Source organism: Streptomyces griseochromogenes (genome assembly GCF_001542625.1).
Classification (GTDB): domain Bacteria; phylum Actinomycetota; class Actinomycetes; order Streptomycetales; family Streptomycetaceae; genus Streptomyces; species Streptomyces griseochromogenes.
In genome coordinates this window covers 2,409,809-2,422,045 of the sequence record NZ_CP016279.1, presented here as the reverse complement: position 1 = coordinate 2,422,045, position 12,237 = coordinate 2,409,809, and the positions used below count along the sequence as shown (strand labels likewise).

The 12,237-nt window shown below is 71.4% G+C and carries 9 protein-coding genes and 1 riboswitch; of the genes, 3 read left to right on the top strand and 6 right to left on the bottom strand.

The window, feature by feature from the left end; translation table 11 throughout:
• Positions 1-2: 2 nt before the first annotated feature.
• Positions 3-2,909 carry a bifunctional acetate--CoA ligase family protein/GNAT family N-acetyltransferase gene (locus AVL59_RS10420; RefSeq protein WP_208870346.1) on the bottom strand — a complete coding sequence of 969 codons (2,907 nt, stop codon included), beginning with the start codon at positions 2,907-2,909 and terminating at the stop codon, positions 3-5.
• 176 nt (positions 2,910-3,085) lie between these two features.
• Here AVL59_RS10420 and AVL59_RS10415 point away from each other — a divergent pair, with 176 nt between their 5' ends.
• Positions 3,086-3,367, top strand: coding sequence for an HPr family phosphocarrier protein (locus AVL59_RS10415; protein ID WP_067301914.1), 282 nt, complete (start codon positions 3,086-3,088; stop codon positions 3,365-3,367).
• Between the two features lie 204 nt (positions 3,368-3,571).
• Here AVL59_RS10415 and AVL59_RS10410 read toward each other — a convergent pair whose 3' ends face one another.
• Positions 3,572-4,267 (bottom strand): GntR family transcriptional regulator, encoded by a 696-nt coding sequence (locus AVL59_RS10410; RefSeq protein ID WP_067301909.1) that lies wholly within the window; start codon positions 4,265-4,267, stop codon positions 3,572-3,574.
• On the opposite strand from AVL59_RS10410, the gene AVL59_RS52040 reads away from it, so the two are divergent.
• Complete coding sequence (locus tag AVL59_RS52040) at positions 4,266-4,433, top strand: hypothetical protein (protein WP_159399887.1); 168 nt, start codon at positions 4,266-4,268, stop codon at positions 4,431-4,433. The two genes, AVL59_RS10410 and AVL59_RS52040, sit on opposite strands and share 2 nt — an antisense overlap.
• A 32-nt stretch (positions 4,434-4,465) precedes the next feature.
• On the opposite strand, the gene AVL59_RS10405 is transcribed toward AVL59_RS52040, so the two are convergent.
• From AVL59_RS10405 to AVL59_RS10395, 3 genes are all read right to left on the bottom strand, one after another.
• The gene (locus AVL59_RS10405) at positions 4,466-5,221 is read right to left on the bottom strand and encodes a M23 family metallopeptidase (RefSeq protein WP_067301906.1); all 756 of its coding nucleotides are present in this window, start codon (positions 5,219-5,221) and stop codon (positions 4,466-4,468) included.
• 12 nt (positions 5,222-5,233) lie between these two features.
• A riboswitch (cyclic di-AMP (ydaO/yuaA leader) is annotated at positions 5,234-5,398 on the bottom strand.
• 222 nt (positions 5,399-5,620) lie between these two features.
• Entirely contained in the window at positions 5,621-7,009 is a 1,389-nt protein-coding gene (locus AVL59_RS10400) for a M16 family metallopeptidase (protein WP_067301904.1), read from the bottom strand.
• The gene (locus AVL59_RS10395; RefSeq protein ID WP_067301902.1) at positions 7,006-8,400 is read right to left on the bottom strand and encodes a M16 family metallopeptidase; all 1,395 of its coding nucleotides are present in this window, start codon (positions 8,398-8,400) and stop codon (positions 7,006-7,008) included. The genes AVL59_RS10400 and AVL59_RS10395 overlap by 4 nt, the downstream gene beginning before the upstream one ends.
• A gap of 292 nt (positions 8,401-8,692) precedes the next feature.
• Between AVL59_RS10395 and AVL59_RS10390 the strand changes: the two genes are divergently transcribed.
• Positions 8,693-11,152, top strand: coding sequence for a DNA gyrase/topoisomerase IV subunit A (locus AVL59_RS10390; RefSeq protein ID WP_067301900.1), 2,460 nt, complete (start codon positions 8,693-8,695; stop codon positions 11,150-11,152).
• On the opposite strand, the gene AVL59_RS10385 is transcribed toward AVL59_RS10390, so the two are convergent.
• On the bottom strand, positions 11,149-12,213 hold the full coding sequence (locus AVL59_RS10385) for a CobW family GTP-binding protein (protein WP_067301897.1): 1,065 nt from the start codon (positions 12,211-12,213) through the stop codon (positions 11,149-11,151). The two genes, AVL59_RS10390 and AVL59_RS10385, sit on opposite strands and share 4 nt — an antisense overlap.
• Positions 12,214-12,237 lie beyond the last annotated feature (24 nt).

Below are 12,237 nucleotides of genomic sequence, written 5' to 3'. Positions count from 1 at the left end.
GCTCAGTAGGCCGGCAGCGTGCGCGGGCCGAGGTCGTCGCGGGCGGGCGGCGGGGCGAGCCGTACGGTGGCGCCGAGGACGCTCACACCCTGCTGGGCGACCACGACCGGCTCCAGGGTGACGGCGACGACCTCGGGGTGGTCGTCCACCAGCCGGGACACACGCAGCAGCAGCTCCTCCAGCGCGGGCGTGTCCACCGGCGTGGAGCCGCGCCAGCCGAACAGCAGCGGTGCCGTGCGGATGGACCGCACCAGTGAGGTCGCCTCCCGGTCGGTGACCGGGACCAGCCGGTGCGCCATGTCCCCGAGCAGCTGTGAGGCGGCCCCGGCGAGCCCGAAGGACAGCACGGCTCCGGCCGCCGGATCGATCACCGCCCGTACGACCGTGTCGACGCCCCGGGGCGCCATACCCTGCACCACGGGCCGCAGCTCCTCGGGCCGCCCGAACAGCTCGGTCAACTCGGCGTAGGACCTGCGCAGTTGCTCCTCGTCCGCCAGGTCGAGCCGTACGCCGCCCAGGTCGGCGCGGTGCCGCAGGTGCGGGGCGGTGGCTTTGAGAGCCACCGGATAGCCGAGGGCGCGGGCGGCCTCGGCGGCGGCGTCCGGGGTGGGGGCGGGGAGCGCCCGGCGGACGCGGATGCCGTACATGTCCAGCAGCTCGCAGGTCTCGGCCTCCCCGATGCTGAGCCCCTGCCCGCGCTCCAGCAGCCCTCCGATCAGCTGGGCGGCACCCTTCTCGTCGATGTCGTCGTACTCCGGCACCTTGCCCGGATCAGCGGCCTCCCGCTGCCACTGCCCGTACCTCACGGCTTCGGCGAGGGCCCGCACGGCGCGTTCGGCGGCAGGGTAGGCGGGGATGAGGCGGGTTCCTTCGGGGGTAGGGCTCTCGGGACTCTCATCAGAGGCCGCTACCGCGGTGGGCGGTCGCTCGGCCTCCGGGGTGGGCAGTCGTTCCACGAGGCGATGCTCGGGCGAAGCCGAGCGGGGGTGAGGGTGGGCAACGCCTGCGGCGCCGGGCGCTTTCCCGACGGCCTGTGGTGCAGTACTCGCCGCGGCCGACAACGCCTCCGCGAGCCCCCCGAGCTCCACATGCACCACCAGCACCGGCTTGCCCGGAACCGCGGCGGCCGCGGACCGCAGCGCCTCCGCCAGCTCCGCGTCCCCCGGCGATCCCTCTCCGATCGCCGGAATCGCCGCGACCACCACCGCGTCGCACGTCTCGTCCGCGAGCGCCCGCGACAACGCCCGGTGGAAGTCCTCCGCCGTCGCCGCCGTCGTCAGGTCCAGCGGATGCGACGGCCGCAGCCCCTCCGCGAGGCAGCGGTCGTACGTCAGCACGCCCAGCGACTCGGAGTTGCCGAGGATCGCCACGCGAGGCCCCGCGGGCAGCGGCTGCCGGGCGAGCAGCAGACCCGCGTCGACCAGCTCGGTGATGGTGTCCACCCGGATCACCCCGGCCTGCCGCAGCAGCGCGGAGACGGTCTCGTGCGGCAGCCGGGTCGCCCGTACCGCGTGTCCCTGCGGCGCCGAACCGACGCCCTGCACCACCACCAGCGGTTTGGCCGCGGCGGTGCGCCGGGCGAGGCGGGTGAACTTGCGCGGGTTGCCGATGGACTCCAGGTACATCAGGACGACGTCGGTCTCCGGGTCGTCGTACCAGTACTGGAGGACGTCGTTGCCGGAGACGTCGGCCCGGTTCCCCGCCGACACGAAGGTGGACACGCCGGTGACCCCGGTGACCCCGCCCCCGCGCCGGTGCAGCCGGGACAGCAGCGCGATGCCGATGGCACCGGACTGCGCGAACAGCCCTATACGGCCGGGACGCGGCATCTCGGGAGCCAGCGAGGCGTTCAGGCGGACGTCGGGCGCGGTGTTGATGACACCGAAGGCGTTCGGTCCGATGATCCGCATGCCGTACGCGCGCGCGAGCCGGACGAGGGCCCGCTGCCGCTCGCGCCCCTCGGGCCCGCTCTCGGCGTACCCGGCGGACAGGACGACCAGTCCCTGCACCCCGTGTTCGCCGCACTCGGAGACCACCGTGGGCACGTGGTCGGCCGGTACGGCGACGACGGCGAGGTCCACCGCGCCCTCGATGTCCCGCACCGAGTGGTACGCGGGCACCCCGTCGACCTCCTTGAGGTCCTCGGGGAATGCCTGGTTCACGGCGTGCAGGCTGCCCGTGTAGCCGGCGTCCCGGAGGTTGCCGAGGACGCTGCGCCCCACCCCGCCGGGTGCGCGGCCGACGCCCACGACCGCGACGGAGCCCGGTGCCAGCAGCCGCCGTACCGAGCGGGCCTCGGCGCGTTGCTCCCGCGCGTGCTGCACGGCGACGGAGCGGTCGGTGGGTTCGAGGTCGAACTCCAGGCGTACGACGCCGTCTTCGAAGCTGCGTTGCTGGGTGTACCCGGCGTCCGTGAACACCTTGATCATCTTGGTGTTGGCGGGCAGCACCTCGGCGGCGAAGCGGCGGATGCCGCGCTCGCGCGCGACGGCCGCGATGTGCTCCAGCAGGGCGGAGGCGACCCCGCGGCCCTGGTGGGCGTCCTGGACCAGGAAGGCGACCTCGGCCTCGTCGGCGGGAGCCGAGGCGGGCAGACCGTCGGCGCCGATGCGGTCGTAGCGTACGGTGGCGATGAACTCGCCGCCGATGGTGGCTGCGAGTCCCACCCGGTCCACGAAGTCGTGGTGCGTGAAGCGGTGGACGTCCTTGGCGGACAGTCGCGGGTACGGCGCGAAGAAGCGGTAGTACTTCGACTCGTCGGAGACCTGCTCGTAGAAGCTGATCAGGCGGTCGGCGTCATCAACGGTGATGGGCCGGATGCGCGCGGTACCCCCGTCGCGCAGCACCACGTCCGCCTCCCAGTGGGCGGGGTACTCGTGCCGGTCATGCCGGTCCGCCGGGCTCTGCATGGGCCCCAGAGTACGGCTCGCGTACGACAACGGCGCGAGGCAGTCTGTGGAGGACGGAAGCCGGACCGAGGCCGCGGTCCGGCGACACTCGGGGCGGGACGAAGGACCGCTCCGGGCATGCTTCGCGATATGGGAAACTGGTCTAGACAACCCTGAACAGTGAAGGGCAGCAACACATGGCTGAGCGCCGCGTCAACGTCGGCTGGGCCGAGGGCCTCCATGCCCGACCCGCCTCCATCTTCGTCCGAGCCGCCACGGCCGCAGGCGTCCCGGTGACGATCGCCAAGGCTGACGGCAGCCCCGTCAACGCGGCCTCCATGCTGGCCGTCCTCAGCCTGGGCGCCCAGGGTGGCGAGGAGATCGTCCTCGCCTCCGACGCCGAGGGCGCGGACGCCGCCCTGGACCGTCTGGCCAAGCTGGTCGCCGAAGGCCTCGAGGAGCTGCCCGAGACGGTCTGAGCCGTGCCGTGAAGCCGCGTCGTCCGGAAGGGTGACGCGGCTTCCGCGTTTTCGGCAGGGGACCGGACTGGTTTATCGCAGGCGCGCCGGGTTTATCGCAGGCATGCGAAGGGCGCGCCATCGCGAATGCACGAAACTCGGCGAACGGGGCAACGGGAAATACCTGGCACCCAAATATCCCCCCCTTTGTATACGGTGCCCATGTTAATGCCGCAGGCTCGGCATGTTTACGGCATGTTGCGAGTTCCTCACACGCTCCACCCGGCCACCGCCCAGGGAGGCCCGCAACCGGTGCACGGCCGTCGCACGCTCGACGTGATGCGACGCGATCACCCGCGCGCGCTCGCCGTCGCCCCGCGCCACCGCGTCCACGATGGCGCCGTGCTCCGCCCAGGACTCCACGGGGTTCGCCGGGGCGTCCACCGTGTACATCCAGGCGATCTTGTGCCGCAGCTGGGTGAGCGTCGAGCTCAGCGAATGGCTGCCGGAGGCCTGCGCGAGCGTCTCGTGGAACCAGCCCCCCAGGGAGCGCAGATCCTCGCTGCTGCCCCGCCTGGCCCGCTCCTGGCCCAGCCTGACCAGGCCGCGCAGCACCTTCAGATGGGCCTCGGTGCGCCGCTGGGCGGCCCGGAGGGCGCCGAGGGGCTCCAGCAGCACGCGCATCTCCAGCAGGTCCGCGGCCTCCTGCTCGGTCGGTTCGGCCACGCACGCGCCCGCGTGCCGGCGGGTCACCACGAAGCCCTCCGCCTCCAGGGTGCGCAGAGCCTCACGGACGGGGACGCGCGAGACCCCGTAGCGGCGGGCCAGTACTTCCTCGGTCAGGCGGCCGCCGCGCTCGTGGACACCCGCGACGATGTCGTCCCGGATCGCCGTGCATACCGAGTGCGCCGGAATACGCATGACCGACCTCCGCATTAATCCCCGTGAAACGTCGACGATGGACGTGTGTTCCGTGACTCTATTGCAATCGGCCGGAATTTCCGACGGCGGGCCGGAATCCATGGATATTTTTTGGACAGCGGATGATGCGGGCTCGGTGAGAAACGACGAAAGCCCCGGCGTGTGAGCCGGGGCTTTCGGATGTCGTGCGTGCGGTCGTCAGACGTTCACGCCGTGCCCACGGAGGTAGGCGACGGGGTCGACGTCCGAGCCGTACTCGGGGGTCGTACGGGCCTCGAAGTGCAGATGCGGTCCGGTGACGTTGCCGGTCGCGCCGGACAGGCCGATCTGCTGGCCCGGGGTGACCTTCTGGCCCACGGTGACACCGATGGACGACAGATGGCCGTACTGGGTGTACATGCCGTCCGCCATCCGGATCACTATCTGGTTGCCGTACGCCCCGCCCCAGCCGGTGGAGACGACGGTGCCGGAGCCGACCGCGTGAACGGTCGTGCCGCTGGCCGCGTGGAAGTCGATGCCGGTGTGGGAGCCGGAGGACCACAGGGAGCTGCTGGCCTTGTAGCCGGTGGAGACGTACGAGTTCGCGATCGGGGCGACGAAGGCGTTCAGGCGCTTGCGCTCGGCCTCGCGGGCGGCGCGCGCCCGCGCCTCGCGGTCCTTCCTGACCTTTGCGGCGGCCTCCTTGGCCGCGGCTTCCTCGGCCGCCTTCTGCTCGGCGGCCTCCTTCTGCGCGGAGGCCTGCTCGTCGATCTGGTGGGCGAGCGTGTCGCTCACGGCGATGACCGGGGTGAGGCCGGTCTGCTCGGCGGAGTCGTCCGCGGCGAGCGCCGGGGTGGCCGCGAGGGTGCCGACGACACCGGTACTGGTGAGGGCCGCGATACCGGCCGCCTGAGCGGTGGTGCGCTTGGCCCGGCCGGGCTTGCGATGCTTCCCGGTGGCGCACATGAACGCCATGAAGTGGCTGGTCCTTTCCTTCCCTCTCGCCTACCGGGTTAGCTGACGGGTTCGGAGCAGGAAGGTCTCCTACGGACCCCCTCGCTCGCGCGCGGGCGTCCGATTCACCCCAGGGACTGCGGTTGGGTCCCCGGCTCCCCTGGCTCGCGCCGTACGGGGACTCGGCGATGACTGTCCGGTGCCGCGGGCGCGGCGCACTGCCTGACGGACAGCCCGGAAGACGCTAAAGGGCCCGGCTTTCGATCCTCAAACGGATCCGGGCTTTTGTAGCGCATCCCACAGGCCAGACGGGCAGCCTCTGCCCAATTCGGACATCTGGTGAAGGGTGATGCACGGCAAGAGGCCCTGACGATCCGTCGGTCGTCAGGGCCCCCACGCGCGCGTCGCGCCGTCCGGTCGCTACTCGGCCGCCACGACGCTGACTTCGCCGATGCCGAGCGCCTCCACCGGCGCCTTGATCTGCTCCGCGTCACCGACGAGGACGGTCACCAGGCGGTCCACCGGGAAGGCGTTGATGACCGCCGCGGTGGCCTCCACGGTGCCGGTGGCGGCGAGCTGCTGATACAGCGTCGCCTGGAAGTCGTCGGGCAGGTGCTGCTCGACCTGGTCCGCCAGGGTGCCGGCGACGGCCGCGGCGGTCTCGTACTTCAGCGGCGCCACCCCGACGAGGTTCTGCACGGCGACGTCGCGCTCGGCGTCGGTCAGGCCGTCGGCCGCGAGGGTGCGCAGCACCGTCCACAGGTCCTGGAGCGCGGGACCGGTGTTCGTGGTGTCGACGGAGCCGCTGATGGCGAGCATCGCGGCGCCCGTGCCCTCCGAGGCTGAGCGGAGGACCTGCCCGAAGGCGCGCACGCCGTAGGTGTAGCCCTTCTCCTCGCGCAGGACGCGGTCCAGGCGGGAGGTGAGGGTGCCGCCGAGGCAGTACGTGCCGAGCACCTGGGCGGGCCACACCCGGTCGTGCCGGTCGGGGCCGATCCGGCCGATGAGCAGCTGCGTCTGGACGGCGCCGGGCCGGTCGACGATGACGACGCGGCCGGTGTCGTCGGCCGTCACCGGTGGCACGGGCCGCGGCTGGCCCGGGGTGCCGGTCCAGGCGCCCAGGGAGTCGGCGAGGAGCTCGTCCAGGTCGGTGCCGGTGAGGTCGCCGACCACCACCACGGTGGCCGTGGCGGGCCGCACATGGCGGTCGTAGAAGGCGCGTACGGCCGCCGCGTCGATCTTCTCGACCGTGTCCTCGGTGCCCTGGCGCGGGCGCGACATGCGCGAGGTCGCCGGGAACAGCTCCTTGGAGAGTTCCATGGCGGCCCGGCGGGAGGGGTTGGCCAGCTCGTGCGGGATCTCGTCCAGGCGGTTGCGGACCAGCCGCTCGACCTCGCTCTCGGCGAACGCGGGCGCGCGCAGCGCGTCGGCGAGCAGGCCGAGACCCTTGGCCAGGCGGGAGACCGGGACCTCCAGGCTGATACGGACGCCGGGGTGGTCGGCGTGCGCGTCGAGCGTGGCACCGGCCCGCTCCAGCTCGGCGGCGAACTCCTCCGCGGAGTGCTTGTCGGTGCCCTCGGAGAAGGCCCGCGCCATGATCGTCGCGACGCCGTCCATACCTCCCGGCTCGGCGTCCAAAGGCGCGTCCAGCATCACCTCGACGGCGACGACCTGCTGGCCGGGGCGGTGGCAGCGCAGAACGGTCAGCCCGTTGTCCAGGGTGCCGCGCTCGGGGGCCGGGAACGCCCAGGGCTTGGCCTCGCCGGGCTGCGGCTGGGGGTGGAAGTCCATGGTGGCGAGCTCGCTCACTTGGCCGTCTCCTCGTTGTCGTTGCCGGCCTCTACGGTCGCCTCGTGCTCCGGGTCCTCGGGGACGTCGGCGTCCTGGACGGTCTCCGGGGACTTCGGCTCGTAGACGAGGACCGCGCGGTTGTCGGGGCGCAGGCGGGCCTTGGCGACCTCCTGGACCTCCTCGGCGGTCACCGCCAGGACGCGCTGTACGGCGGTGAGGGCCAGCTGCGGGTCGCCGAACAGGACGGCGTACCGGCACAGTTCGTCGGCGCGGCCGGCGACCGTGCCGAGCCGGTCCAGCCACTCGCGCTCCAACTGGGCCTGGGCGCGCTCCATTTCCTCGGGCGTGGGGCCCTCCTCGGCGAACCGGGCCAGCTCCTCGTCGATCGCGGCCTCGATCACCGGCACCTCGACGTCACCGGAGGTCTTCACGTCCAGCCAGCCGAGCGAGGGCGCGCCGGACAGGCGCAGCAGGCCGAAGCCGGCCGCGACGGCCGTACGGTCGCGGCGCACGAGCCGGTTGTACAGGCGGGAGGACTCGCCGCCGCCGAGGACGGTGAGGGCCAGGTCGGCCGCGTCCGCCGCGCGCGTGCCGTCGTGCGGGAGCCGGTAGGCGGCCATCAGGGCACGCGCCGGGACCTCCTCGACGACGACCTCACGCAGCTGCTCGCCGACGGTCTCGGGCAGGGTGCCGTCGCGGGGCTCGGGCTTGCCGTCGTGCGACTGGATCGACCCGAAGTACTTCTCGATCCAGGCGAGGGTCTGCACGGGGTCGATGTCTCCGACGACGGAGAGCACCGCGTTGTTGGGCGCGTAGTAGGTGCGGAAGAACGTGCGCGCGTCTTCCAGGGTGGCCGCGTCCAGGTCCGCCATCGAGCCGATCGGCGTGTGGTGGTAGGGGTGCCCCTCGGGGTAGACGAGGGCGGTCAGCTTCTCGAAGGAGGTGCCGTAGGGCACGTTGTCGTAGCGCTGGCGGCGCTCGTTCTTGACGACGTCCCGCTGGTTCTCCATGGACTCGTCGTCCAGGGCGGCCAGCAGCGACCCCATGCGGTCGGCCTCCAGCCACAGGGCCAGCTCCAGCTGGTGGGCGGGCATGGTCTCGAAGTAGTTGGTGCGCTCGAAGCTGGTGGTGCCGTTGAGCGAGCCGCCGGCGCCCTGGATCAGCTCGAAGTGACCGTTGCCCTCGACCTGGGCCGAGCCCTGGAACATCAAGTGCTCGAAAAGGTGAGCCAGGCCGGTACGCCCCTTGACTTCGTGGCGGGAACCGACGTCGTACCAGAGGCAGACCGCCGCCACCGGGGTCAGGTGGTCCTCGGAGAGCACCACGCGCAGACCGTTGGCCAGGCGGTGCTCGGTCGCTGTCAGGCCCCCGGAGCCTGCCTCGGCTGTGGTCGTGTGACCCATGGGCATGTACGTCCCTTCGCGAGCGGAGGCGGTCGAAAGAAACCGCTGTTTTCCTGCCGGTCCTGCCACTGTATGCAAGCGCGCGAGGCATCGGCGAAGTTCCCGCCGGACGTACGCCCACAGCGGATCGCGCGGCCCGCGTGACAGGTGCCGCGGGACGGCTTTCCGGCACCCTGCCGAGCCGCTCCCGGAGTCGGGCCCGGCCGTGGAGACCGGGTCGTGGCCCGGGTTGTCAGTACCTCGGTCCACAATGGTCTGCGTCAGATCCGTCAAACGCTTCAGCAAGGAGCCAGGCAGGATGGCCCGCCGCAGCACGAAGACCCCGCCGCCCGACGACTCGTACGAGGAGAAGATCCTCGACATCGACGTCGTGGACGAGATGCGTGGCTCCTACCTTGAGTACGCGTACTCGGTCATCTACTCGCGCGCCCTGCCGGACGCCCGCGACGGTCTCAAGCCGGTGCACCGCCGGATCGTGTACCAGATGAACGAGATGGGCGTGCGCCCCGACCGCGGCTATGTGAAGTGCGCGCGCGTCGTCGGCGAGGTCATGGGCAAGCTGCACCCGCACGGCGACGCGTCGATCTACGACGCCCTGGTGCGCATGGCCCAGCCGTTCTCGATGCGCGTCCCGCTGGTCGACGGCCACGGCAACTTCGGCTCGCTGGGCAACGACGACCCGCCGGCCGCCATGCGGTACACCGAGTGCCGGATGGCCGAGGCGACCAGCCTGATGACCGAGTCGATCGACGAGGACACGGTCGACTTCACGCCCAACTACGACGGCCAGGAGCAGGAGCCGGTGGCGCTGCCCTCCGCCTTCCCGAACCTGCTGGTGAACGGCTCCTCGGGCATCGCGGTCGGCATGGCGACGAACATGCCGCCGCACAACCTGCGCGAGGTCATCGCCGCCGCCCGCCACCTGATCAGACACCCGAACGCGGACCTGGACGCGCTGATGAAGCACGTCCCGGGCCCCGACCTGCCCACCGGCGGCCGGGTCGTCGGCCTGGACGGCATCCGCGACGCGTACGCGACCGGCCGCGGCACCTTCAAGATGCGCGCGACGGTCTCGATCGAGACCGTGACCGCCCGCCGCAAGGGCCTGGTCGTCACCGAACTGCCCTTCACGGTCGGTCCGGAGAAGGTGATCGCCAAGATCAAGGACATGGTCAACGCGAAGAAGATCCAGGGCATCGCCGATGTCAAGGACCTCACCGACCGTGAGCACGGCCTGCGTCTGGTCATCGAGATCAAGAACGGCTTCGTGCCGGAGGCGATCCTGGAGCAGCTGTACAAGCTGACCCCGATGGAGGAGTCCTTCGGCATCAACAACGTGGCCCTGGTGGACGGCCAGCCGCTCACCCTGGGCCTGAAGGAGCTGCTGGAGGTCTACCTCGACCACCGCTTCGACGTGGTGCGGCGCCGCAGCGAGTTCCGCCGCGGCAAGCGCCGGGACCGGCTGCACCTGGTCGAGGGCCTGCTGACCGCGCTGATCGACATCGACGAGGTCATCCGGCTGATCCGGTCCAGCGAGAACTCCGCGCAGGCCAAGCAGCGCTTGATGGAGCGGTTCTCGCTGAGCGAGGTCCAGACGCAGTACATCCTCGACACGCCGCTGCGCCGACTCACCAAGTACGACCGCATCGAGCTGGAGGCGGAGAAGGACCGGCTCATCCAGGAGATCGAGGAGCTGACCCGGATCCTGGAGTCGGACACGGAGCTGCGCAAGCTCGTCTCGGCCGAACTGGCCGCCGTGGCCAAGCAGTTCGGCACCGACCGGCGCACGGTCCTGCTGGAGTCGGCCGGTGCCCCGGTCGCCGCCGTGCCGCTCCAGGTCGCCGACGACCCGTGCCGGGTGCTGCTGTCCTCGACGGGCCTGCTTGCTCGCACGGCGGGCGACGAGCCGTTCCCGGAGGACGCCGACGCGCATCGCACCAAGCACGACGTGATCGTCTCCGCGGTCCCGGCGACCACGCGCGGCGAGATCGGCGCGGTGACCTCGGCGGGCCGTCTGCTGCGGGTCAACGTGGTCGATCTGCCGCAGCTGCCTCGGACGGCGACCCTGCCGAACCTCTCCGGAGGGGCTCCGCTGGCGGAGTTCGTCTCCCTGGAGGACGACGAGACGGTGGTGTGCCTGACCACGCTGGACGAGTCGTCCCCGGGTCTGGCGCTCGGAACCGAGCAGGGTGTCGTCAAGCGTGTGGTGCCCGACTATCCGTCCAACAAGGACGAGTTGGAGGTCATCACGCTCAAGGAGGGCGACCGGATCGTCGGCGCGATGGAGCTGCGCACCGGCGAGGAGGACCTGGTGTTCATCACGGACGACGCGCAGCTGCTGCGCTTCCAGGCCTCCATCGTGCGTCCGCAGGGCCGCCCGGCGGGCGGTATGGCGGGCATCAAGGTCGCCGAGGGCGCGAAGGTCATCTCGTTCACGGCGGTCGACCCGGCGGCCGACGCGGTGGTCTTCACGGTGGCGGGCTCGCGCGGCACGCTGGACGACTCCGTGCAGACGACGGCCAAGCTGACCCCGTTCGACCAGTACCCGCGCAAGGGACGGGCCACCGGCGGCGTGCGCTGCCAGCGGTTCCTCAAGGGCGAGGACTGCCTGTCGCTGGCCTGGGCGGGCCCGGTCCCGGCCCGGGCGGCGCAGAAGAACGGCACCCCGGCCGAGCTGCCCGACGCGGACCCGCGCCGGGACGGCTCGGGCACGTCGCTGGCGAAGACGGTGTCGGTGGTCGCGGGACCGGTGTTCTAGACCTCGTAGGCCGCTGCGTCGGGTTCCTCCTCGGAGCCCTGTACGTACCGCAGGACGCCCCACATGCCCCGCTCGTCGGCGTGTGGGGCGTCGTTCTTGCACCCCTCCAGCTCCTTGCCGAGGGCGTCCGTCTCGATACCGGAGCCGATCAGGACGAGCTGGGTGAGGCGGGCGTCGGCGACGGCCCAGGGCTCGGGACAGAAGCGCAGGAAACGCCCTACGGCATGCACGGCGTACCGGTTGCCCGCGTCGTGCGGCCCGAAGTCGACGTATCCCTTGATCCGGTACAGCCCCTCCGGACGGCTGTCCAGGAACCGCATCAGCCGACGGGGCTCCATCGGGACGTCGGACGTGAAGGACAGGCTGTCGTAGCCGGTGTGCATGTGGCCGTGGTGGTCGTCGTCGCCGTGTTCGTGCAGGTCGTCGAAGGACAGCTGCCCGATGCGCTCCTCGCTCGGCCTGCAGTCGAAGAGGAATTCCGGGTCGATGCGGCCGTAGGCGGCGGGCACGACGGCGGCGCGGTCGGTGAGCGAGCCGACGAGACCGAGGACGCGGTCGGCGTCCGGCGCGCGGTCGAGCTTGTTGACCACGACGAGGTCGGCGAGGGCGAGGTGCCGGTCGATCTCGGGGTGCCGGGCCCGGGTGTCGTCGAACTCGGCGGCGTCGACGACCTCCACGAGACCGCCGTAGACGATGCCGGGGTGCTCGCTGGCAAGGACCATCCGCACGAGTTCCTGCGGCTCGGCGAGCCCACTGGCCTCGATGACGATGACGTCGATGCCCGCGCCGGGCGCGGCGAGCCGGTCCAGGTAGAGGTCGAGTTCGCTCGCGTCGACGGCACAGCACAGACAGCCGTTGCCGAGCGAGACGGTCGAGTCGCCGAGGGCTCCGGCGACGGCCATCGCGTCGATCTCGATGGCCCCGAAGTCATTGACGATCGCTCCGATGCGGCTGCCTCCGCTGCGGTGCAGGAGGTGGTTGAGGAGCGTGGTCTTCCCGGATCCGAGGAATCCGGCGAGTACGACGACGGGGATCTGCTGCGGGGTGCGGCTGTTGCCCAACGGGCGCCCTCTCTTACGTGGACC